This window comes from Limnohabitans sp. 2KL-51 (assembly GCF_003063645.1).
Lineage (GTDB): Bacteria > Pseudomonadota > Gammaproteobacteria > Burkholderiales > Burkholderiaceae_C > Limnohabitans_A.
In genome coordinates, this window is the sequence record NZ_NESJ01000002.1 from 143,652 (window position 1) to 167,362 (window position 23,711).

Here is a 23,711-nt window from a genome sequence, read left to right on the forward strand (position 1 = left end):
AACCAGTGTAAATATTTGAAATCGAACGGCAGTAAGTCTTATCCATTCTTTACGTAGCAGGAAATATGCAAACTTCAAAAAACATCAACATCCAAAAATTACAGCGCCCCTTGCGGATGAGCCTGGTCGCACTGGCCAGCGTGGCTGCGGTGGGTTGCGCCAGTGTTCAGCCTGTTACCGTTTCACCGCAAGACATGGCCTCGCAAATCCAAAAAGACGGCGAGCTCATACGTAAAGATGTAGCCCCTCTGAGCGGTCCCCTGAACCTCGAAGAGGCCATGGCGCGCGCCTTAAAGTACAACTTGGACCGACGCTCGCGCATGATGGAAGAGGCCCTCGCCATGGGCCAGATGAACGTGAGCAAGTTCGACATGCTGCCCAAGATCATGGCGCAGGCGGGTTATGCCACCCGTGACCGTGCGCGTTTCACGCACAGCAGCAGCTTTCCCTCCGAGGAACCCAACACCAGCTCGTCCGCAACCACATCCGAACGCAATCACAGCACTTACGACCTCGGGTTGACCTGGAGTTTGCTGGACGTTGGCTTGGGTTATTACGGAGCCAAACAGCAAGCCGACCGGTTTTTGATTGCCAGTGAAAAGCGCCGCAAAGCCATGCACTTGCTGATGCAAGACGTGCGCACCGCCTACTGGCGTGCCGCCAGCGCCCAGCTGCTCAAGGCTGATGTGCAAAAAACTATTGCTTTGGCCGAAGAAGCCATGAACGATTCGCGCAAAGCCTCGGGTGAGCGCGTGCGCAACCCGCTGGAGCCCCTGCGCTACCAGCGCCAGTTGCTGGAAAACCTGCGCTTGCTGGAGAACATCAACCAAGAGCTTTCGTCTGCCCTAGTGGATTTGGCCGCCCTTATCAATGCACCTGTGGGGCAGGGCATTCAAATTGCCACCACCGACCTGAAAAACATCGATGACCAAGTGACCCAAGTGGCCGTGGACAAGCTCGAAGAGGTGGCTCTGCAGAACAACCCTGAACTGCGCGAGCAGCATTACAACGGCCGCATTGCCCGCGAGGAAACGCGCAGAACCATGTTGCGCATGTTCCCCAATTTGTCGTTCAACTACGGGGGCAAATACGACACCGACCGCTATCTGCTGAGCAACAACTGGAACGAAGCCGGTGTGCAGCTGTCCTTTAACTTGATGAACTTGGTGACGGCCGGCACCCAGATGAAACTGGCCGAAGCTGGCGTGGCCTTGGCTGACCAACGCCGCATGGCCACACAGGCGGCCGTACTGACCCAGGTGCACCTATCGCGCTTACAAGTCATCAACGCTCGCAGCCAGTTTGACCGTGCCGATGCCATCTACGACATCGACAGCAAAATTGCGCAGGTCATGCGCAACCGTCAGTTGGTGCAGGTCCAAAGCAAGCTGGATGTGGTGAGCACTGAAACCGCTTCCATCTTAAGCCTGCTGCGCCGCTACCAGGCCTTGGCCCAAGTGCAAGTCGCTGAAAACCGCATGCTCGCCACGCTGGGCTTGGAGCCTCAAATTGGCAGCACCCATGAGCTGCCGTTGGAGGAGCTGACCGCACAGATCACCCGCTCCAAGGCACCATGGCAGCAAATCGGCCAAGGAACCAAGGTGACCAAGTGATGCATAAAGTTGCTGCATTGGTTTGGGGCTTGAGCTTGTCGTGGGCCAACGCACAGAGTTTGCCGTCCCTACCGCCGACGGATCGAACCCCAGCGCCAACCGCTGCACCGACCATCGCACGGTACGACATTCGTGCCCAGCTGATGCCGCTTCGCTACACCACCATAGCCGCCGAAATTGGCGCCAAGGTCTCAGCGATAGCTGTGCCCGAAGGCGGTGTGTTCAAAGCTGGGCAAATGCTGGTGCAGTTTGATTGCTCGTTACAAAAGGCCCAGTTGGACAAAGCCCAGGCCGAGCTGGAAGGCGCCGAGCAAACCCTGCAGGCCAACGTGCGACTGGAGCAACTCAATGCCGTAGGTCAGTTGGAACTGGACTTGTCCAAGACAGCCACCAATAAAGCCAAAGCCGAAGTCGGTGCGCACAACGCGGTGCTGGCCAAGTGTCAAGTGAGCGCACCTTTCGCTGGCCGTGTGGCCGAACAAAGGGTGCGCGAGCAGCAGTATGTGCAGGCTGGCCAGTCCATGCTGGACATTATTGACGACAGTGTTTTGGAGCTGGAGTTTTTGGTGCCCTCAGTCTGGCTGCGCTGGCTGCGAACAGGCAGGGCATTCCAAGTGCAGATCGATGAAACCCGCAAGACCTATCCCGCTCGTTTGACCCGTATCGGCGCTCGCGTCGACCCGGTCAGCCAATCCGTGAAAGTTGCCGCGACCATCACCGGCAAACCCCCTGAATTGATCGCAGGCATGAGCGGCAAAGTGTTGCTCAACTCGCCCCAAGGACAATGACATGCAAACAAAAAAGAACCTCGGACTGGTCCGCCGCGCCAGCGGCCTGATGGCGCTGGAGCAGCGCTTCATGTTTGACGGGGCGGCGGTGGCGGATGCGCTGCAGGTAGTGGATGCGGTCACTGATGCAGGCAGCAAATCTGATGCAGTGTCATCCCAATTGTTTGATTTATTCGCACCGGCTGCACCCATTGCTTTGGCCCAAGCCCAAGCCGACGCGCAAAAAATGGTGCTCGACTTTTTAGTACGCCCAGAAGCCAAACAACAACTGCTTCAGATCTTTGACGGCGGACGTCATGATGCTGCGCCCAGTGATCAGTGGTCTTCGGCCTATGACGCCATGGTTGTGGCCATTCGCAGCGGTGAAATCAGCCTGCCGGTAGCCTTGCTCGATGCCTCGCAAATGCAGCACATTGCCGGTGCATTTGCGGACCAAGGCGTGTCTGGCGAACAAGTGATTTATTTGAATGCCGACTGGGTGGCGAAAGAAGCGAAAAGTCAGGCCATCGGACTGGTGTTGATCGAAGAACTGGGCCACGCCATTGACACTTGGTTGAACCCCGGACAAGACAGCACAGGGGACGAGGGCCATGCGTTTGCATCGCTCGTGGTGAATCCTGCAGGCAATGCCGTGACCGCTGGCAGCGAGGACGATCGTTTGGCCCTTCAAGTGAATGGGCAGACTGTTTGGGTCGAGGCGTCCGTGCCTTATGTGATTGCGCAAACCCATTACGTCCCTTTGGCCGAGGCCAACATTCAAACGGCCTTGAAGGCGATCAATACCCAGGTCACGGGCAACATTCAAACGGTCATTGCTATCACAGCCACCAGCAACGGCACTGTGGTGGTTTACGACCAGTGGGAAGATGGTTACGAAACCAACATCAACAACCCCGCTCAAGCCACCACCCGGGTGTGGACTTACAACAATGGTTGGTTTGTGGACACCAACCTCGATGGCATCCAAAACAACAGTGAGGCCGCCATCAGCGGAACGGGTGTCCGTGTTACTGGCCAAAGCATCATTTTGAGCAACGCGGTCAATCCCACAACGCCTGCAACGCTGGATTTTGATGGTCGCGACAAAGTTGGATCGACCAAGGCCATCTCATTGACACGCGCAGGCTGGTCGTCAACCCCCGGCACTGTTTTGGCGGGTGCTGTCAACGTTGTAGATGTGGGAAATGCCGGCAAGGTCTACACCTTGCCAGTGGGGCAAAACATCGAAACCGTCGCCGTGGGCACCAACAAGCTGTTTGAATACACCTCGGCTCACATCATTGCTACGCAAGACAACACCGTCGTCACCATCGACAAAGACGGCAATGGCTCGACCGACATCACGGTCATCCTCAATGAAGGCCAAAGCTACTTTGTCAATGGCGGTTTAAATGCAGGCGCCAAAGTCACAGCAGACAAAGGCGTCGGTGTTTACCTCATCGCCGGCGATGTGGCTTCTTCTTATGAAAACCGATGGTTTGCGCTGACGGCTGACGAGCAGTGGGCCAGCAGTTATTACGCCCCTGTGGGCACAACCCTCACGGCCAATCCAGCCTATGTGGTCATTTACAACCCCGAGGGTGCCAACATTCAGTACGAGACAGCCTTTGGCAGCGGCACGATCGCGACCACTGGCTCCAGCGGCACCACTTGGGCTTCGAACAGCACAACCAAGTCCTCATACTTTTTGATGCCCGCGTCTGCTGCGCGTTTTTTCACCACCGATACTGTCTCTGCTGGTGGCGCCCTTAAAAGGTTTTATGCCGTGAGTGTGATCGATGCGGATGCGACAGACAACGCCACGCACGATTGGTCTTATTCCTTGGTGCCAGAGTCTTACCTCACCGATAAATTTGTGGTGGCTTGGGGCCCAGGTGCAGACAATGTCACACGCACATTGGCTTCGGGCGACCTGAACGCCAGTCCTGTTTGGTTGACGCCTGTCAACAATGCTGTGATTTATGTAGACAGCACGACGGTTCAACTCAGGGATGGTGCCGGCAATGTGATCGCTGGTACCGTAACGGCTGCAACTGCCAATGACCCGGCACGCACCCGTTTTTCAGTCAGCAAGTTGCAGTCGTATCGACTTTTCGACACCTCTGATAAAGACCAAACAGGCTTGACCGTTTACACCTTGGACGGCACGCTTTTAACAGCCGCCTGGGGTGAGGACCCCTCCATTGCCGGGCCTGGAACACCTTATTTGGACATGGGCACCACAGTGACCCCATTCCCTGACTATGTGCTGACCAAAGAGTCCGTTGAGAACAACCCTGCCGATGCCAACACCACCGTAGAGTTGAGTGAGGAGGTGAAGTACACCGTGCGTTTGACCAACCGAGCGGTCATCGACCTGTTCAATGTGGTCCTGAAAGACGCGATCACGCCGACCGACAGTGCCACCTATGTGACCGACAGCATGGTTTTGACGGTTTTCAGGCCAGATGGCACCAAAGCTTGGAAGATTGAAGGTGGTTTGCAAACGCTTTATGCAGCAAATGGCACCACCACTGTTGGAACACCGACAGCCAACACAACGCTGACGGGCACGCCTGCCTTGTTCACCAACTCAGGTTACGGCATCAGTGACTTTGACCCCAGTAACGCAGCCAACACGAACGATGGTCTGCAGCGCGGCGCTGCGGTGGAGGTCACTTACCGCGTTTTGGTGCGCAGCTCCATCAACAAAGCTTTGTCGGATGCCGACTACACCATCACCAACAGTGTGAACATGACTGGAACTGGTGTTTCAAAGGACAAGCAAAACCAAATACGGCTGAACGTGAATGTCACCGACGGTGAAGTATTCTTGATGCGGTCTGATTTTTCTGCCACGGCAGCCAGTTTCATCAGTGGGAACAGCATCGGCCTGCGGGTGGTTGATGGCGATCAGAATAAAAATGCCGCTGCGGCTGAAACACTGTCGATCACAGTGAGCAAAGCCAATTCAAGTGAAGTCGAGGTGGTGACTTTGACTGAAACCGGGGTCGATACGGGAATTTTTCAGGCGACTTTGGCCACCAACGGCACGGACAGCACCAACAGCAACGGCACATTGAAATTGCTGGATGCCGAAACCATTCAAGCCACATACAGTGACCCGACTTCGGGTCAAACTGGCAGTGCGCTGGGCATTGACAACGCCATCAATTGGGGCATCACACCCGGCACCTACACATCGGGTAGCAACACCAATTTGAAAACCGCTGTGGGTGTGGCTGCACCGTCACCGCCGGCGACCGATGGTCGGGTGGATTTCTTCAATTCTTCCTTTGACAGCACAAGTGTCAACTTCACAGAGGGCAGCACATTAGGAATTCGGGTCACGGATGCCGATCAAGCTTCACGTACCAGCCTTCAGGTGACCGTGATCAATACCACCACCAATGAGCGTGAGGTGGTCACCCTGGCCAGAACGGACAGCGTCAATGGCGTTTTTCAAGGCACCTTGCTCACCACCACATTGGCCACGGATGTGGCAAACAACTCAGGCCAATTGAAAACGGCTTTAGGGCATGTTTTGCAGGTCGACTACACCGACCCTGTAACTGGTACATCGACCGACAACCCGACCACGCCGGGGTCCTTGCCTAACCGCGACACCGCGACGGTGACCTTCATCAAGAGTTTGTATTTGTCAGCCGATGCGGCCAGTGGTGATACCTCTGGCAACCTTGATCGCATTCATCCGGGCAACGCTGCAAACAGCGACCCTGATACAGACCAAACAGTTGCCATCACGCCAGAGAGCTCTGGTGGCTCGACAACAGTGACCACAACCAATCAAAATGGAGATGGGTACAGCTATGAAATCAAAAGTGGACAAAGTGCACAGCAAAGTTTCACAGTCACTGGTACTGGAACCTATGTGCCTACCCATTTGCTTTTGGCATTGGCAAGAGAAAACAACGGCGCCAATGCGAGTCAAGAAAACTTTACGGTTGAAATAGCCACAGCCGCTAGCGCGGGTACGGTATTGTTCAATTGGACAGGCAAGGGAGAAGTTTTTCCTCAAGATTCAGACAAAGATGATCTTGATAATCGGACTTCCGTTCAACTGACCAGGCTGAATAACGCCCAGCTCGATTTTGGTACGCAGTATTTCATTCGCGTTTCCACTTCACAGGGCGAAAAACTTAACTGGTCTGGTTCCAATACTAACTTGACAAATTTGCCCTCAGGCAACGCATTCGAGAAAGGATCTTCACAAAGCGGTAAAGATTTCGAATATCGAATCACTTACACCACAGGCACCAGCACACCTGCCGTGCCCGCCACTTTCACCCAAACGATCCCGATGGCCACTGCCATTGGTCTACCTGCATCCGGGTTGGTGAATGTCACCACATTCGTGAGTTCTGAGACAAATCTGACCAGCGGTACCTACGCGGGTATCACTGCGGCATTGACTTATTCAACCGGTGGGTCAGATGTGACGATTGCCTCTTTGGGCTCTGCCGCCTACAGCGAAACAACCTCTTCATCTGGCGTTGGGACCTTGACTTGGAGCGGCGAGCTCAGTTCTGGATTGACCATCCCCAAAGGCGCCAGCGTCAAATTGGTCATCACCAACAATGTGGCCGGTTCCAGCTTCAAAATCGACTACGACAGCAGCACGACCCCTTCCCGTATTGATTTGCCTGTGACCAACGTCATCCAGATCGTCGATGTAGATGGGGTAGACAGCGACAGCAATGGCGTGACGGAAACCAATGGTGTGGTTGCTGGTGTGCAAGAGATGGGTTTCTTTGACCAACCTTTCTCGGTGGGCGGCAATCAAATTTCGTCTGGCAGCATCGACGCCGGTGGCACGGTATACCTTCGCGTCAAGGTCATGGACCCTTTTGGTGCCTACGACATCACCAGCCTAAAGTTGTCGATCGATGGGCCGGGTGATATGGGTGACCTGGGTTTGCCTACGCCCATTTCAGCGACGGTGGTTGGGAGTCCAAGCTCTGGAGACACATACAAAGTTTTTGAGTATGTTTGGCAAACCTTGAACCAGATAGGTGAGTACGCCATCACCGCTACTGTGGCCGAAGGCTACGAAAACACCATCAGCGATGTGGCCACTGGCAGTTTCGTCGTCACGGCACGGGACTTGGGTACGCCCTCCATCACCCAGTTCACCACGTCTGCGGGTGCGGATGCTGGGGCCAACTACAGCGCCGGTGCCCCTGCTTACCTGCGCGTGACCGACCTGGACGAAGCCAGTTCTGTTGCTGGTAAAACCGTCACGGCGACTGTCAACGGCGTTTCTGTGACCTTGACGCAAACGGTTGCCAATACGGGTATTTTTGAAGCGTCACTGCCCTCGCCATTCAACAGTTTGGCAGCTGGCGCGGTGTTGCTGGCGGCATACACCGACCCCAATGACGGCAGTGACAGCAGCAACGACGACATCAGGGTGCCAGCAACTGTTCCGAACAATGCGCCCGTGGCTCGCCCCAATGTCTACACGGCCAATGAATCGACCCTCGTCACGGCTAACTCGATCAGTGACGTAACTGCAGATTCTGATCCAGACAATCAAGCGCTCACTGTGATTGGCATTGGCGGTCAAGGTGTTGCTGCATCTGGTAGTACGCTTTTGACGCTGACTTCAGGTGCCACGGTCACCATCAATGCCGCGGGTGCTTTTACATTCAATGCCAACGGGTCATTTGATTACCTCAACCAAGGGGAGTCGGCCACACAAACGGTGTCGTACACCATCAGCGATGGGAACGGTGGCACGAGCACCAGTGACCTCACTTTCACCATAACGGGCGTCACTTTGTTGCCCACCGTGGCAATTGAAGTCAGTCCTGTGGGCATCTCTGAAGGCGATGCCAGTGAAACAGCGGCCATGATGTTCAGGGTCAATTTGATCGGTGATGCATTGCCAACGGCTTCCTCGGTCACGATCAATTTGAGCGGAGCCGCAAACCCAGTTGATTACTTGCTCAAGGATGCGACTGGAACCTTGATCAGCCCTGATGGCTCTGGCAATTTCGTGTTGAGCATTGCTGCCGGTCAAATATCCAGCTTTTTCACGGTGGACCCGGTTGGAGACACGGTTTTTGAGGGCGCGGAGACGGTGGTGGCAACCATCGCGGCTGCAACCACCAACACGAGCGTGGCGTTGACGGTGACCACGTCGATAGCCTCAGGAACGATCTACGACGATGGTTCGCTGTTGATTCCGGGCGATTCTGCAAGTGGGGCCTATGACGACGACCGCACGCTGACCTTGACCGGTGGCCAGGTATTCAACGAAGCCTCACCGTATGCAACGTTCACGGTGACGGGTGTGGCCGGGTATGCGGTGAATTTGGCGCTGGGCAATGACAGCGATGCCAATACGTTGAACGCCACGACCAGCGGGTTCAGCTTCGATTACTCCACCAATGGCGGAACGAGCTGGACGACCTACAGCTGGAATGGCACAAGTGGCGATCGGCCGACGGTTCCGGTCTCAGGCAACATCTTGGTGCGGGTGAATATCGCCAGCGAGCAGGACAGCCCGTTTGAAGGTGCAGAGACCTTCACGCTGACGGCGAACTACGCCACCAACAGTGCCATCACGAGCACGGCGGCCAACACGATCATCGATGACGGCACAGGCCGCATGGACCGCAACGGCGATGGTGACATCACCGATGCCAACGAGGGCGCCGGCCCAGGTACTGGGTTTGACAACGACAGCACGTTGACCGTGACCGGTGGCCTGGTGTTCAATGAAGCCTCACCGTATGCAACGTTCACGGTGACGGGTGTGGCCGGGTATGCGGTGAATTTGGCGCTGGGCAATGACAGCGATGCCAATACGTTGAACGCCACGACCAGCGGGTTCAGCTTCGATTACTCCACCAATGGCGGAACGAGCTGGACGACCTACAGCTGGAATGGCACAAGTGGCGATCGGCCGACGGTTCCGGTCTCAGGCAACATCTTGGTGCGGGTGAATATCGCCAGCGAGCAGGACAGCCCGGCGGTGTTTGAAGGTGCAGAGACCTTCACGCTGACGGCGAACTACGCCACCAACAGCGCCATCACGAGCACGGCGGCCAACACGATCATCGATGACGGCACAGGCCGCATGGACCGCAACGGCGATGGTGACATCACCGATCCCAACGAGGGCGTCGGCCCAGGCCCGTTCACGCCGGGTCAGAGCACTGCAGACGACGACCGGCCGACCTTCAGCATTGCAGATGTCTCTATCAGCGAAGGCGGTTTGATGACGTTCACGGTCTCGCGCACCGGCAATGCGGTGGCCACCCAGACCATCGACTTCGCCACCAGCTCTGGCAGTGCCACCAGCGGCACGGACTTCACGGCCAACAATGGCACTTTGAGCTTTACTGCTGGTCAGACCAGCAAGACCTTCACCGTGCAAACCACCGTGGATAGCACCTCCGAAGGTGGCGAGAACTTCACCGTCACGCTCTCCAACAACAGTCCAGACTCCACCATCTCGGATGCAACGGCCATCGGCACGATCTTGGACATCGGCACAGGACCTGAACCCTCAGGCCCAGTCCCCAACGCAGACAACGACCGGACGGCCTTCAGCGTCGCAGATGTCTTCATCAGCGAAGGTGGCTTGATGACGTTCACGGTCTCGCGCACCGGCAACGCCGTGGCCACCCAGACCATCGGCTTTGCCACCAGCTCTGGCAGTGCCACCAGCGGCACGGACTTCACGGCCAACAGTGGCACTTTGAGTTTTGCCTCCGGTGAGACCAGGAAGACCTTCACCGTGCAAACCACCTTGGATAGCACCTACGAAGGTGGCGAGACCTTCAACGTCACGCTCGCCAACAACAGCGCAGGCTCCACTATCTCGGGTGCATCGGCCACCGGCACGATCTTGGACGACGGCACAGGGCCTGGCCCCTTTGGCCCAGGGCCGAATGCAGACGACGACCGGCCGACCTTCAGCGTTGCCGACGTTACCGTCAGTGAAGGCGGCCAGGCCACGTTTACCGTGACCCGAACCGGGGCATCTGATGTCAGCCAGACAGTAAATGTCTCGACACTGGCGTTGGCAAGTCCGGACACAGCCGAGATGGGAGACTTCACGGCGCGGAGTACCACGACGCTGACCTTTGCCGCTGGCGTGAACACCCAGACCTTCGGTGTCCAAACGACTCCGGACACCCTTTATGAAGGGGCTGAGACATTGCGGGTGCAGTTGGCCAATGCCAGCAATGGTGCACTGATCAGCGGCTCCAACGGCACGGCCACCGGCACCATCGTCGATGACGGCCGTGACATCAGCGGCACCCCGGCCAACGATGACCGTCCGACGTTGACGGTAGTGGGCAAGGATGATGTGTCCGAGGGCAGTCCTTCGGTGTTTGGTGTGAACCTGAGCAACGCGTATGAGACAGCTCAGACGATCACCTTAACGCTGGCCAATGTGACGACGCAATCGGCTGACTACAGCACAGCGATGGTGGTGAGTTACACCGACCCGGTAAGCAAACTTTTGGTGACGGTGAATGTGAGCAGTGGGGGCACGTTCAGCTTGTCGGCGCTGGTGACGAACTTCCAGGTTCGTGTAACGACGCAGGTAGACACTGTGTACGAAGGGGCGGAGGCATTTAGTTTGACGGTTGCTGTGAGCGGTGGTCCGTCGAGTTCGGATACGTCAACGATCCTCGATGATGGGTTGGGCAAGGTTTACAACCCTAACGGTACGGAAAACGTCTCTGGCACGCCTGATGACGACAGCCCCAAGCCAGCACCTTTGTCGTCAACCCCGCCTGCGCCTCCTGCGCCAGCAGCACTCGCTATCATGCTGTCACCGTCACCTCCTGCGGTCGTGCCTCCGCAGACGTTCGCTTCGGAGCTGTCGCCTTTGGCGCATGCCTTGGTGCCTGCCGATCCTCCCATGTCCATGGTCGGTGCGATGACCCGTGAATCTGGGTATCAGATTCCCGTGAGCGATACAGCACCAGTGGGACTGAGTCTTTACAGGGGTGTGACGGATCAGTTCGTCCAATCCACCACCACCACCACCAGGATCAGCTTGCCTTTTGACGCGTTCATCCACTCCAGCAAGGATGCGGTGATCAGGCTTCAAGCCAAGCAGGCCGACGACAGCAATTTGCCTAACTGGGTGCAGTTTGATCCGGTCACCGGTGTATTCACCTTGACACCGCCGCCCGACTTCAAAGGCAAGTTGGACTTGAAGATCTTGGCGCGTGACGACGATGGCCGCGAAGCAGTAGCGCTGTTCCAGATGTTCATTGGTGAGCAAACGGCGCCGCAACCACAAAGCCGCGACAGCTTCTCCGAGAAGCTGAAGATGGCGGGTAAGCGCCCGATCACTTTGGTGCGTGTGGGCGATGGGGTGAACAAGGCACCTGTGCGTGAGGTTGCGCCAGTGCGTGAGGCTGCGCCCGTGCGGGTGCGCGCCGGATGATGGGCGCTTTGTCTGAGCTGGCCCGCCGATCTCGGCAGGCCGGATCCGACCGCGAGCTCGGGTTTTTGTTGGTCAACGAGACGCTCGATCTGGCTTATTACCGCCAGGCGGCGTTGTGGTTGGCCGATGAGGGCGTCTGGAGTCTGTCGGGCGTGGTGCAGGTGGATGCCAATGTGCCCTATGCGCAGTGGCTGGACGCAGTGGCGCACCATTTGCAGGACATGGGCAGCGATGGCCCGCGTTTGTTCAGTGCACTGGATTTGCCCCCAGAGCTGGCCGATCAGTGGGCTCAGTGGTGGCCAGAAAATGGGCTGTGGCTGGCTTCCAGCGCTCAGGGCGTGACGGGCGTGACGGGCGTGACGGGCGGTGCGATTTTTGTGTCCGACGAGTCTTGGTCGATTTCGGCGACCGAGGCATTACATGAATGGTCTGAGGTTTGGTGGCACGCCTTTGCGGCGATGCACCGGCCGCGCATGGCCCGTTTGCGGGGTTGGCGTGGGATCTTGTCCAAGGTTTTGTTCTGGCAGGCTGAACGCCCTTGGTGGCGACAGCGCCGTCTGCTGGTGGTGGTGCTGTTGCTGGCCGTGATGGCTTGGCCTGTGCGGTTGACGGTGTTGGCACCGGGTGAATTGGTGCCCTCCAGTCCCTTGGTTATTCGCGCCCCGCTTGACGGGGTGATTGATGTGTTTCACATCCAGCCCAATCAACAAGTGCAGGCTGAGCAACCGCTGTTCAGCTTTGACGAAATGGTGATCAAGTCGCGGCTGGATGTGGCGGTGCAAGCCATGGTTACGGCAGAGACCGATTACCGCCAAACCAGCCAGATGGCGCTCAGCGATGCTCGCGCTAAATCTCAGCTGGGTTTGCTGGTGGGCAAGATTGAGGAGCGCCGAGCTGAGATCTATTACCTCAAGCAACAGCTCAAGCGTGCTCGCGTGTTGGCGCCCCAAACGGGTGTGGTGCTGATGGATGACCCCTCGGAGTGGATTGGAAAGCCGGTGGCCACTGGCGAGCGCATTTTGCGGATTGCTACTCTGGACGATGTCGAGGTTGAGGCTTGGGTTCCGATCGCCGATGCCATCAGGTTGGATGTGGGTGACGAAGTTTTGCTTTACCTGAGCGCCAGCCCCTTGTCGCCGGTGTCTGCCACTTTGCGTTACATGGCGCACGAAGCAGTGCAGCGCCCCGACGGCGCTTATGCCTACCGTGTGCGTGCTGCTCTGTCTGGCAAGACTGCGCATCGCGTGGGCCTCAAGGGGACTGCCAAGTTGCAGGGCGGCTTAGTGCCACTTGGATATTGGATGTTCCGGCGCCCGTGGGCCACGCTGCGCGCTTACCTGGGTCTTTGAGTCATGGCCCTACCGCGTCTTCGCGAAGAACTGGACTTGATACCCGGCCCCAGCTTGCCCGATGGCCAGCCGAGCTGGACGCTGCACGACCCGGTGCGCAACCAGTTCTTTCGGATTGACTGGCCCACCTTGCACATCATGCAGCGCTGGTCGATGGACGATCCGAAGCAGATAGCGGCCGACATTTCGGCCAAAACAACGTTGGCGTTGACCGCTGATGATGTTTTGGAGGTGGTGCAGTTTTTAATTCAACACCATTTGGTGCGTGGTTCAGGCCCCGACGGACCGCGCAAGATGGCGGAGCAGTTAGCCCGCTTGCAGGGCACGCCTTTGAAGTGGCTGTTGCACCACTATTTGTTTTTCAGGGTGCCACTCATCAAGCCCGATGCCTGGTTGTCGCGTTGGCTGCCGCTGGCACGCTGGTTTGGCTCCTCCGGTTTTGCTTGGTTGACAGCGTTGGCCATGTTGGCTGGGTTCACTCAGGTGCTGCGCCGTTGGGATGTGTTTACGGCTTCGTTGGTAGACACCTTTAATCTGGAAGGTTTGATGGCCTACGGGGTGGCGCTGTTTTGCGTCAAGCTGTTGCACGAATTGGGCCACGCCTTCACGGCCAAGCACTATGGTTGTCGTGTGCCAGCCATGGGGGTGGCATTTTTGGTGATGTGGCCAGTTGCCTACACCGATACGAACGAAACCTGGCGTCTGACCAACCGCTTTGACCGCTTGCGTGTGGCCAGCGCTGGCATTGCCACCGAGTTGGTGGTGGCGGTATGGGCCACACTGGCTTGGGCGTTGTTGCCCGAGGGGGGATTGAAGTCGGCGGCGTTTGTGTTGTCGACCACCAGTTGGGTGGCCACGCTGGCCATCAACGCCAGCCCGTTCATGCGCTTTGACGGCTACTTCATTTTGATGGACGCACTGGACATGCCCAATTTGCATGGCCGCAGTTTTGCGCTGGCCCGCTGGAAATTGCGTGAGTGGCTGTTTGGCTTGGGCGATGCGCCACCTGAACACTTTGGGCCATCGGCGGCACGCGCCCTGATCGCGTTTGCCTGTGCAACTTGGTTGTACCGGCTGGTGCTGTTTTTGGGCATCGCAGTGCTGGTGTACGTGTTCTTTTTCAAAGTACTGGGCTTACTGTTGTTTGCAGTTGAGATTGCTTGGTTCATCCTTTGGCCTATCCGTTCGGAGTTGCGTGTGTGGCAACAGTTATGGCCACGCATTCGCATGCAGCGACGCACCATTCACAGTGTTTTGATCTTGCTGCTGCTGATCTTGTTGCTGGCTTTGCCCTGGCCAGGACGAATTACCGCCAGTGCGGTACTCAGGCCGGTGGATGCTTGGCCGATCCATGCACCTGTGGGCGCGCGTGTGGAAGCCTTGCACTGGGCTCATGGGGCTTTGGCTCCGGCCGGAAGTCCCTTAGTCACTTTGCAAGTGCCCGATTTGGTAGGACGAGAAAATGTGTTGTCGGTGCGCCTCGATCAGCAGCGGCAACAAGCGGCCATTGCAGGTTTTGATGAGGAGATGCGCAAACGCTTGCGCGTGGCCGAACAGACCCTTGCTACCACCCAAGCCGAGTGGAAAGGAACGCAGGCTGAGCGCAGCCAGTTTCAACCGCGCGCGCCTTATGCAGGGCACTTTTTTATGAGCGACCCCGACTTGGCCGCAGGCCAATGGGTAAGCAAGAAAGAGCAGCTGGGGGTGCTGGTCAAACAAGGCACAACGTGGCGGGTTGAAACCTGGCTGGAAGAAGACGACGCCGGCCGCGTGCAAGTGGGGCAGCGGGCCAGTTTTTGGGTGGACAGCGCGACGGGCAAGATGTTGCAGCTCAAGGTGGCGGCCATCGACCAAGACGCTGCGCGAACTTTACCTCGGCGAGAGTTGGCCAGTGTGCTGGGCGGGCATGTGATCACTCGCGAAAAAAATGGTGTTTTAATGCCCGAGCGCGCGGTGTACCGCGTCACGCTAGAGCTGCAGAATATGCCGGAGGATATGCAGGACTTGTCATGGCGCGGCAATTTGATGATCCATGCCGATTTGGCCAGTCCGATCGCGCGTTATTTACGGCAAATCATGGTTGTTTTGGTCAGGGAAACTGGATTCTGACGAAGTGCGTGGTGGAGATTTACGTTTAGGAAGTTTGCGGATCATGACACCCGCGAAATGTCTAGAGGAGTGGAAATGAGTACTTTGACGATTAGGTTGCCCGACGACACTGCGCAGCGGCTTAAGTCGCTGGCGCAAAGCCGAGGCCTGAGCATGAACAAGTTGGTAGAGCAACTCAGTGCACATGCAATTTCAGCGTGGGACACAGAAAACCACTTCCGCGCTATGGCTGCCACAGGAGATGTGGGCAAGGCACTGGCCGTGCTGGATCGGCTGGACGCCACCGACACATTGACTTGATGGCCGTCAGTCCTGGCCCCGACCAGCTTGACGGATGGCGATCCTCTGCCGGCATGGCTCAAACGTTTAAATTCCAAAATTTACAGCCTATAAATCCGTAATTTACGTCGATTATTTCCGTAATTTACGGCATAATTTTCGACGTGGAACCTCACAATCTTTATTCACGCCGAATTGAACCTCGCCTGACGGAGGCGTTGGAAGACACGCCTGTTGTCTTGCTGGCTGGACCACGACAAGCTGGCAAAACCACACTGGTCAAACACATCGCCAAGCTCAAGGGGATGCGCTATCTGACATTGGATGACGAACTCACCCGACTGTCCGCACGCGAAGACCCCGTGGGCCTGATCCGCAACTTGGACAGATCGGTCATTGACGAAATTCAACGTGCGCCACAGCTCTTGCTGGCCATCAAAAAAAACATCGACGAAGACCGCCGAGCAGGTCGTTTTTTACTGACAGGTTCCGCCAATTTGTTGGCCATTCCAACCGTGGCAGATTCCTTAGCCGGCCGCATGGAAACCCTTTCGCTTCTGCCTTTGTCTCAAAGCGAAATCGAGGGCCATCACGCCAACTGGATAGACAACGCGTTCTCAGGACACCTGCTGAATGCAAACCCATCGGTGGCAGGCGAGTCTCTAATTCAACGCGTGTTGCGCGGAGGCTACCCGGAAGCGGTCTCACGTGAATCTCCAAGGCGTAGAAACGCTTGGGCACGGCAATACCTGGACGCCATCGTCCAGCGCGATGTCCGCGACATTGCAAACATCGAAAAACTTGCCCATTTGCCACGCTTTCTGAGCGCATTGGCTCAAACTGCCGGTCAAATGTGCAACTACACCCAACTGGGTGGACAGGTTGGCCTGGACAGCAAAACGGCATCGCGCTACATCGGTATTTTTGAGCACATGTATTTACTCAAACGTGTGGATGTTTGGTCCCGCAACCACCTCAACCGGATTGTCAAAACCCCGAAATTGCAATTCATTGATTCAGGCTTACTGGGAACACTTTTGGGCCTCACGGCCGAAGAAGTTGAACGAGATCGGACAAGATTTGGGCATGCCTTAGAGACCTTTGTCTATGGGGAGCTGCTCAAACAAACAACGACATCCGACGGAGACTATCGGCTGATGTACTACCGAGACGCTGACAAAGTCGAAGTCGATGTGGTCATTGAAAACGCTGCAGGTCAACTGATTGGCGTAGAAGTCAAGGCCGCTGCCACAGTCAAACAAAGCGACCTGCGCGGGCTGCGCAAATGGGCAAACTTGGCGGGCAACCAGTTCAAGCTGGGGGTACTGCTTTACGACGGTCTCGAAACAATGCCTTTGGGCGAAGGCATCTGGGCAGCACCGATTTCAAGTTTGTGGGGCAAACAATAGGCGCGCCACGACGTGTGACTTGATGGCCGTCAGTCCTGGCCCCGCCGTGAGGCCTTGATCTTGGACTGAATCGACTTGCCCTCTAGCCGCCTTTGTACCGAGCCATAAGTCGGCTTGGTGGCTTTGCGGGGTTTAGGGGGCTTGGCGTAGAGGTCCAGCGTTTCATACAGCCTGGCCCAGGCGTCCACCCGATTGGCTTCTTGTGTGCGGTGTTTTTGAGCTTTGAGGATGAACACGCCTTCCAGCGTCAATCGGCTGTCGCCCGATTGCAGCCAGCGCTGTTTGACGTCGTCGGGCAAGGACGAGCCCGCCACATCAAAACGCAGCTGGATGGCACTGGAGACCTTATTGACGTTTTGCCCACCCGGGCCTTGCGCACGGATGGCGCTCAGCTCGACCTCGGCGTCGTCGATGTGCAGGGCGTGTTTCATGGCAGACGTACCCCGTCGGGCGCCTGTTGAAAGGCAAAAGGGTTGAGAAATTGGCGACGCCAGAACAGCTGGCGTTCCACTTCGCTCAGGGCTGCATCATCGCAAGTGGCTTGCCATTCGCGCTCGATCACCGTCACCTGTTGGTTGACGATGGCAATGGCGTCTTCGCGCCCGAGCAAAAAAACAGTCGCGGCTGCGATGCAGCTGGCCACCTGGCTGGCGCGGTCAGCACCCTGAATCAGCATGGCTTGTGAGGCTTGCTGGCCCGAGCGGGATTGGGGGCAGATGTCGTAGGCAGGCGTCAGCGCCAGTTGGCGTCCATCCCAAAAGGCTGCGTGGTTGCGGGCGTGGTCGTCGGTGTTGCCACACAAGACATTGAAGACGATGCGCGAAAACAGTTCGCGCAAAGTGGCTTTGGCATGGGTGAATCGGTGGCGAATGATTTCGGCCAGTTTTTCGTAACTGGCATAAGCGGCCATCATTTCATCCAACTCAAACAGCGTGAGCGCAGACACCATGGCACGGCGACGCCATTGCCCCTGGTGCCGAATGCGATCAAAGCGTTCAATCAACAACACGTCTTTTCCCAGCGCTTGGCGCAGCTGTACCGGGGCCACGTTCAAGCCCACTTTGTGGGCCAATCGCATGGCGATGAACTCGGTCTTGACCACGCTGTAGAGGTCATTGCTGGCCGAAAATTTGGCGATGAATTTGCGCTCCCCATCATCCATCAACACCTTGGGCCGAGCGCCACCTAGGGAAGTGCCGTGCAGCAAAGCTTGGTCCAGCCCGGGTGCCAGCGGCAGGCCTCGGTCGACTTTTTCTGCCGCTGTTTGCAACGCCGCCAAAGAAGCCTCTTGGGCATGCCGCGCCACATAGCGCAGCGGGGACGCCTGAAAGTCCATGGCCCCCACCCTGTCAGAGCCAGATACGAGCAAATACGTCAACTCGTCCAACTCGAAGCCGTCTGACCCTGGCCCTTTGACGCCCAACTGCTGGTTGATCAATACACGGCGTCCCCAGGCATCGGGCGAGGCATCACGGATGCAACTGGGCATGGTCAAGCCCGGAAGCAAGGGCAAGGGACCGGCACGCAAGGGCAACTCGGGCGCAAACAGTGGGATGGCATTCGGGCGGTCCAGGTAACTGCGGCCGTAATTGAAGACAAATCGCGCCCCTTGCCGCGTCAATACACCTGCCACCACGGGCTCGCTGGCCTCGGGCAACCAGACCCAGACGAAGGCCTCTGTGGGCAAGGTGGGCTCAGAAGTCATCGTTGACCACCTGCTTGCCAGGCCGGCTGGCCTTGGGCATCAAGGCCATTTTTTCTTGCTGTCTGCCCAATTGCTGGGTCAGCAAACGGGCGTCCGACTCGAACAAAGGCACGCCACAGATAGCCGCCACTTCAAACACGGCACCGATGGAGCAGCCCGGGTCACCGCGCTCAATGCGTTGCAGCAAGCTGCGGGAAATACCTGCGCGCGCCGCCAAATCGGTGGTGGTGAGGGCCCTGCTCAGGCGCGCTTCACGCACGAGTTGCCCCAGCAGCGACAGGGCATCCAGGCTGTACTGCGAACAAGGGCGGGTGGTGGGCTTGGCCATGGCGGGTGTCGTGAAGAACCGTTTAAGAGCGGTCTAAAAGCGCATTGTTTCAAGTGCACCGCGCAAAGTCAAGCTTGATTTGATTCATAAACGAGTCAAATAGCCTTTTTTGGATCATGAATGAGCAAATACATACATGGCGCGAACCCAGATGGGGCATAAGTCCAGCGCACGGCGCACAGTCCAATGATGCAGTGGCCTTTATTGCAGCGGCCCCTTGAGGTTTTCTGGCACGGGCAAGGCCATGACCTCGATGCCTTCGTCGATCAGGGCCTCGGTTTCTTCGCGCGTGGCTTGGCCTCGGATGTTGCGCTCTTCGCGCTCGCCGTAATGGATCTTGCGGGCTTCTTCGGCAAATTGCGTTCCCACATCTTCGGTGTTGGCCATGACGTGGCGGACCATTTTCATCATGGCCGACTGGATCTGCTGCAAGGCATCGGGCGGCATATCAGCCAGGGCTGGTGTAGCAGGTGGGGCGACGGCAGCGGAGGATTGCGAGCCACCCGCAGCGCTGCCCGCGCCCGCAGGTTCAGCGCCCTGCCCCGGCTCCACTTTGGGGGCTGTGCCGTGGCCCAGGTTCAAGCGCGGTGCTGACAGCTTTTTGGTGATCTCGCTGTCGTTGCACACCGGGCAGGTCACCAGGCCGCGTTCGCGCTGAGCGTCGTAGTCGTCTTGAGAGCCAAACCAGCCTTCAAAGCTGTGGCCCAAGCGGCATTGCAGGTCAAGGACTTTCATGCCATCGACTCAGGTAACGGTTTGCCAATGCAAGGGCCACTGGCCCGATTGCACGTTTTGCAACCAGAGCAAGCCCGTTAAGCTCTTGGCATCGGTCAAACGGCCTTGCTGGCAAGCGGCCATCAACTCGGATGGGCTGGCGGTGAACACATCCAAGAATTCGTCGGTGTCCAGTCGGCGCTCACCCAGACTCAGTTCTTTGGCAAACCAGATCTCGATCACCTCGGTCGAATAGGAGATGACCGGGTGCAACACCCCGGCACGGGCCCACTGGCGCGCGGTATAGCCGGTTTCTTCTTGCAACTCGCGTTGGGCGCACAGCCAAGGGTCCTCGCCGGGGTCCAGCTTGCCGGCCGGGAACTCGGTCATGACTTGCCCCACGGGATAACGAAACTGCCGCTCCATCACCAAGCGCAAACCATCGGGTGTTTCGAGCATGGGGATGACCATGACGGCGCCGGGGTGCACCACGTATTCGCGGGTAGACAGGTTTTGATTGGGCAGCCGCACAGTGTCGCGGAAAGCATGCAGAAAACGCCCGCGCAAAAGCTCTTCCTGGTGGACCCGGTGCTCGATCAGGTGGTCGTCAGACATGCAAACCAATGTGAGGGCCGTGCTGCGCTCAGTGTTTGCGGTGCATCAGGTAGCGGTAGACGAAACCCGGAAACGCCAGCGTGACGAACATGGTGCCGGTCACCGCATAAAACTCCCAGCCCTGCGGGGCCACTTGTCCACTGTGGTTTTCCAGAGCCAGGCCCACCACCCCCACCACGAAGTACAAAACCAACAGCTCCATCAATCGCCACAGCAAAGGCTTGGACAGGCGTTGTGGACCCAGCAGCATGATGCGTTGATTGAAAAACGGCACGTTGGCGGCAAGCGTTGCCAGCAGGATCAACAAACCAATTTGGGTGGACGTGCTCATGGTGCGGTGTTCAAAGCATCAGACCGCCAGCATACGCACAATCGAGTCGGCACACAAAGCCATGAGCGCGCCGGGGAAAATGCCCAGCAACAAGACCAGCAGGCCGTTGGTGGACAAAACAAGGCGCACATCGAGCGAGGCAGACACGGTGGTGGCCGTGACCGGCTCGTCAAAGTACATGACCTTGACCACGCGCAGATAATAGAAAGCGCCGATCAGCGACATGATGACCGCAAAAATTGCCAGGCCCAAATAGAAGCCCTGCCCCGATGCGAGCAAAGATTGCAGCACCGACAGCTTGGCATAAAAGCCCACCATCGGCGGAATGCCGGCCATCGAAAACAAGCAGATCGCCATCACACCCGCATACAAGGGGCTGCGCTGGTTCAGACCTGACAGGTCGGTGATCTCTTCGCTCTCGAAGCCCTGACGGGCCAGCAACATGATCACGCCGAAAGCGGCCAAAGTGGTCAACACATACGACACCATGTAGAACATGGCCGAGCTGTAAGCGTTGGCGGCCAAGGTGGTCTCGCCATTGATCACGCCCGCCACAAAACCCAGCAGCACAAAGCCCATTTGAGAGATGGTCGAATAAGCCAGCATGCGTTTGAGGTTGGTCTGCGCGATGGCCGCCAAGTTACCAATGAGCAAGGAGCCAATGGCCAGCAGCGACAGCATTTGCTGCCAGTCAAACGCCAGCGGCAGCATGCCCTCCACCAGCAAGCGCACAAGAATCGCAAACGCGGCCAGCTTGGGCGCGCCACCGATCATCAAGGTTGCCGCAGTTGGGGCGCCCTGGTACACGTCAGGAATCCACATGTGGAAAGGCACGGCGCCGATCTTGAAGGCCAATCCAGCCACAATGAAGACCAAACCAAACACCAGCACCTGGTGGTTCACCTGGCCCGAGGCAATGGCTTTGAGCACCGCGGACAACTCCAGGCTGCCGGTCGCGCCATACATCATGGACATGCCGTACAGCAAGAAGCCTGAGGCCATGGCCCCCAGCACAAAGTACTTCATGGCTGCTTCACTCGCTTGCGCGTGGTCGCGGCGCAGGGCCACGAGCGCATAGCTCGACAGGGTCAGCAGCTCCAAGCCTAAATAGATCACGATGAAGTTCTGGCCCGAGATCATCATGCTCATGCCCAACAAGGCAAACAGGCTGAGGCTGAAAATTTCTCCGCCACGCAGCATCTCGCGGTCAGCAGCGTAGGGGCGCGAATACACCAAGGTCACCATCACGGCGATGGTGGCAAAGCACTTGAGCCAGTGGCCCATTGGATCGCTGACCACCATGCGGCCAAAGCCGTAGAGCGTTTGCCCGGCATCGGCGTAGAAGGCGTGCAACAAGGCCACGCCGCCCAGAGACGCCAGCGTCAGCACATAAGTGCCTGTGCGCTTGGGGCTTTTCACGAAGAGGTCGGCCAGCGTCACGACGCAGGCCATGACCAGCAACACGATCTCCGGATACATCGTCATCCAGCTGGAGTTGTCCATCATCTGTGTTCTTTCAATTCTTCAATTCAGGCGATACGTTCTGGCCCGGGCTGCTCAAGGCAGCTTGGACACGGCCACGTGCTTGAGCAAGTCCATCACCGAAGCATCCATCACATCGGTGAAAGGTTTGGGATAAATGCCCATGTAAAGCACGGCCACGGCCAGCAAACTGAGCATCATGAATTCACGCGCATTGATGTCGGCCAGCCCTTTGACATCGTCATTGGTCACAGGGCCCAGGTACACGCGCTTGAACATCCACAAGGTGTAAGCCGCGCCAAAGATCAGAGCCGAGGCGGCCAACAAGCCGATCCAGAAGTTGAACTTGACGGCGCCCAAAATGACCATCCACTCGCCCACAAAACCCGCGGTACCCGGCAAGCCCGCATTGGCCATGGCAAACAGCAAGGCAAAGGCGGCGAACTTGGGCATGGTATTGACCACGCCGCCATAGCTGGCAATTTCGCGCGAATGCACCCGGTCGTACAACACGCCAATGCACAGGAACATAGCGGCGGACACAAAGCCGTGCGCGATCATCTGCACAATGCCGCCGGACACGCCGAGCGGGTTGAAGATGAAAAAGCCAAGCGTCACAAAACCCATGTGCGCCACCGACGAATAAGCCACCAGCTTTTTCATGTCCTGCTGAACCATGGCGACCAGGCCCACATAAATCACGGCCACCAAAGAGAGCACGATGATCAGCATGCCCCACTCGCGGGCCGCATCGGGGGCGATGGGCATCGAGAAACGCAAGAAACCATAAGCGCCCAGCTTGAGCATGATGGCCGCCAGCACGGCAGAGCCGCCTGTAGGCGCTTCAACGTGCACATCGGGCAACCAAGTGTGCACCGGCCACATGGGCACCTTGACGGCAAAGGCCGCAAAGAACGCAAAGAACAACAAGGTCTGAACCGTGCCCGACAAGGGAAGCTGGTGCCAGGTCAAGATGTCAAAGCTGCCGCCCGACGTCACGTACAGGTAGATCAGCGCGATCAGCATCAGCAAAGAGCCGAGCAAGGTGTACAAGAAAAATTTAAACGCTGCGTAAATTTTGTTCGGGCCGCCCCAGATGCCGATGATCAGGTACATCGGGATCAAAGTGGCTTCAAAAAACACGTAGAACAAGATGCCGTCCAGCGCACAAAACACGCCGATCATCAGGCCCGACAAAATCAGGAATGCGGCCATGTACTGGTTGACCTTGCGGGTGATGACTTCCCAGCCCGCAATGACCACCACCACATTGATGAAGGCCGTCAGTGGAATCAGCCACAACGAGATGCCGTCCACACCCAGGTGGTAGTGCACATTGAAGCGCTCAATCCAAGAGATTTTTTCGACAAACTGCATCTCGGATGTGCCGAGCTGAAAGCCCGAAATCAAAGGCAGTGTGACGAGCAAACTGGCGATCGCGCCGACAAGAGCCAACCAGCGCACAGCGCCCGCTTGGCTGTCGCGACCGAAGGCCAGCAAGACGACACCGAAAGCGATCGGCATCCAGATGGCAAGGCTTAACAATCCCATTTTTATTTTGTCCTCAAAAC

Annotated in this window: 15 protein-coding genes; 7 read left to right on the forward strand and 8 right to left on the reverse strand. The window is 57.3% G+C overall.

The window, feature by feature from the left end; all coding sequences use genetic code 11:
* Window positions 1–65: 65 nt before the first annotated feature.
* From B9Z49_RS02240 to B9Z49_RS02270, 7 genes are all read left to right on the forward strand, one after another.
* On the forward strand, window positions 66–1,613 hold the full coding sequence (locus tag B9Z49_RS02240) for a TolC family protein (RefSeq protein ID WP_233254477.1): 1,548 nt from the start codon (window positions 66–68) through the stop codon (window positions 1,611–1,613).
* A complete protein-coding gene (locus tag B9Z49_RS02245; protein WP_108351823.1) occupies window positions 1,613–2,401 on the forward strand; it encodes an efflux RND transporter periplasmic adaptor subunit in 789 nt (262 codons plus the stop codon). The genes B9Z49_RS02240 and B9Z49_RS02245 overlap by 1 nt, the downstream gene beginning before the upstream one ends.
* Window position 2,402: 1 nt before the next feature.
* Complete coding sequence (locus B9Z49_RS02250) at window positions 2,403–11,819, forward strand: Calx-beta domain-containing protein (protein WP_108351824.1); 9,417 nt, start codon at window positions 2,403–2,405, stop codon at window positions 11,817–11,819.
* The gene (locus B9Z49_RS02255; RefSeq protein ID WP_233254478.1) at window positions 11,819–13,168 is read left to right on the forward strand and encodes an efflux RND transporter periplasmic adaptor subunit; all 1,350 of its coding nucleotides are present in this window, start codon (window positions 11,819–11,821) and stop codon (window positions 13,166–13,168) included. Before B9Z49_RS02250 ends, B9Z49_RS02255 begins: the two co-directional genes overlap by 1 nt.
* Before the next feature lie 3 nt (window positions 13,169–13,171).
* Entirely contained in the window at window positions 13,172–15,277 is a 2,106-nt protein-coding gene (locus B9Z49_RS02260) for an HlyD family efflux transporter periplasmic adaptor subunit (protein WP_108351826.1), read from the forward strand.
* A 75-nt stretch (window positions 15,278–15,352) separates the two neighbouring features.
* On the forward strand, window positions 15,353–15,577 hold the full coding sequence (locus tag B9Z49_RS02265; RefSeq protein ID WP_108351985.1) for a ribbon-helix-helix protein, CopG family: 225 nt from the start codon (window positions 15,353–15,355) through the stop codon (window positions 15,575–15,577).
* A 143-nt stretch (window positions 15,578–15,720) separates the two neighbouring features.
* Complete coding sequence (locus tag B9Z49_RS02270) at window positions 15,721–16,965, forward strand: ATP-binding protein (RefSeq protein ID WP_108351827.1); 1,245 nt, start codon at window positions 15,721–15,723, stop codon at window positions 16,963–16,965.
* A gap of 29 nt (window positions 16,966–16,994) precedes the next feature.
* Here the strand turns inward: B9Z49_RS02270 and arfB are convergent, their stop codons facing one another.
* The 8 genes from arfB to B9Z49_RS02310 form a co-directional block, all read right to left on the reverse strand.
* On the reverse strand, window positions 16,995–17,396 hold the full coding sequence (gene arfB / locus B9Z49_RS02275) for an alternative ribosome rescue aminoacyl-tRNA hydrolase ArfB (RefSeq protein WP_108351828.1): 402 nt from the start codon (window positions 17,394–17,396) through the stop codon (window positions 16,995–16,997).
* Window positions 17,393–18,670, reverse strand: a complete 1,278-nt coding sequence (locus tag B9Z49_RS02280; RefSeq protein ID WP_108351829.1) for a type II toxin-antitoxin system HipA family toxin — start codon at window positions 18,668–18,670, stop codon at window positions 17,393–17,395. The genes arfB and B9Z49_RS02280 overlap by 4 nt, the downstream gene beginning before the upstream one ends.
* Window positions 18,660–18,998: a helix-turn-helix transcriptional regulator gene (locus tag B9Z49_RS02285; RefSeq protein ID WP_108351830.1), complete on the reverse strand. Its 339-nt coding sequence runs from the start codon at window positions 18,996–18,998 to the stop codon at window positions 18,660–18,662. Before B9Z49_RS02285 ends, B9Z49_RS02280 begins: the two co-directional genes overlap by 11 nt.
* A 201-nt stretch (window positions 18,999–19,199) precedes the next feature.
* Window positions 19,200–19,733 carry a DUF1178 family protein gene (locus B9Z49_RS02290; RefSeq protein WP_108351831.1) on the reverse strand — a complete coding sequence of 178 codons (534 nt, stop codon included), beginning with the start codon at window positions 19,731–19,733 and terminating at the stop codon, window positions 19,200–19,202.
* Between the two features lie 9 nt (window positions 19,734–19,742).
* Entirely contained in the window at window positions 19,743–20,327 is a 585-nt protein-coding gene (locus tag B9Z49_RS02295) for an NUDIX domain-containing protein (RefSeq protein WP_108351832.1), read from the reverse strand.
* A 28-nt stretch (window positions 20,328–20,355) separates the two neighbouring features.
* Complete coding sequence (locus B9Z49_RS02300) at window positions 20,356–20,658, reverse strand: DUF2818 family protein (RefSeq protein WP_108351833.1); 303 nt, start codon at window positions 20,656–20,658, stop codon at window positions 20,356–20,358.
* 18 nt (window positions 20,659–20,676) lie between these two features.
* Window positions 20,677–22,164 (reverse strand): NADH-quinone oxidoreductase subunit NuoN, encoded by a 1,488-nt coding sequence (gene nuoN, locus B9Z49_RS02305; RefSeq protein ID WP_108351834.1) that lies wholly within the window; start codon window positions 22,162–22,164, stop codon window positions 20,677–20,679.
* A 51-nt stretch (window positions 22,165–22,215) separates the two neighbouring features.
* A complete protein-coding gene (locus B9Z49_RS02310; protein ID WP_108351835.1) occupies window positions 22,216–23,691 on the reverse strand; it encodes an NADH-quinone oxidoreductase subunit M in 1,476 nt (491 codons plus the stop codon).
* Between the last annotated feature and the right edge of the window lie 20 nt (window positions 23,692–23,711).

Bases quoted from the DNA above. Each gene is read 5' to 3' on its own strand.
- B9Z49_RS02310 (WP_108351835.1), bottom strand. From the start codon at position 23,691: ATGGGATTGTTAAGCCTTGCCATCTGGATGCCGATCGCTTTCGGTGTC.
- B9Z49_RS02300 (WP_108351833.1), bottom strand. From the start codon at position 20,658: ATGAGCACGTCCACCCAAATTGGTTTGTTGATCCTGCTGGCAACGCTT.
- B9Z49_RS02290 (WP_108351831.1), bottom strand. From the start codon at position 19,733: ATGAAAGTCCTTGACCTGCAATGCCGCTTGGGCCACAGCTTTGAAGGC.
- B9Z49_RS02280 (WP_108351829.1), bottom strand. From the start codon at position 18,670: ATGACTTCTGAGCCCACCTTGCCCACAGAGGCCTTCGTCTGGGTCTGG.
- arfB (WP_108351828.1), bottom strand. From the start codon at position 17,396: ATGAAACACGCCCTGCACATCGACGACGCCGAGGTCGAGCTGAGCGCC.
- nuoN (WP_108351834.1), bottom strand. From the start codon at position 22,164: ATGATGGACAACTCCAGCTGGATGACGATGTATCCGGAGATCGTGTTG.
- B9Z49_RS02265 (WP_108351985.1), top strand. From the start codon at position 15,353: ATGAGTACTTTGACGATTAGGTTGCCCGACGACACTGCGCAGCGGCTT.
- B9Z49_RS02240 (WP_233254477.1), top strand. From the start codon at position 66: ATGCAAACTTCAAAAAACATCAACATCCAAAAATTACAGCGCCCCTTG.
- B9Z49_RS02250 (WP_108351824.1), top strand. From the start codon at position 2,403: ATGCAAACAAAAAAGAACCTCGGACTGGTCCGCCGCGCCAGCGGCCTG.
- B9Z49_RS02255 (WP_233254478.1), top strand. From the start codon at position 11,819: ATGGGCGCTTTGTCTGAGCTGGCCCGCCGATCTCGGCAGGCCGGATCC.
- B9Z49_RS02260 (WP_108351826.1), top strand. From the start codon at position 13,172: ATGGCCCTACCGCGTCTTCGCGAAGAACTGGACTTGATACCCGGCCCC.
- B9Z49_RS02295 (WP_108351832.1), bottom strand. From the start codon at position 20,327: ATGTCTGACGACCACCTGATCGAGCACCGGGTCCACCAGGAAGAGCTT.
- B9Z49_RS02285 (WP_108351830.1), bottom strand. From the start codon at position 18,998: ATGGCCAAGCCCACCACCCGCCCTTGTTCGCAGTACAGCCTGGATGCC.
- B9Z49_RS02245 (WP_108351823.1), top strand. From the start codon at position 1,613: ATGCATAAAGTTGCTGCATTGGTTTGGGGCTTGAGCTTGTCGTGGGCC.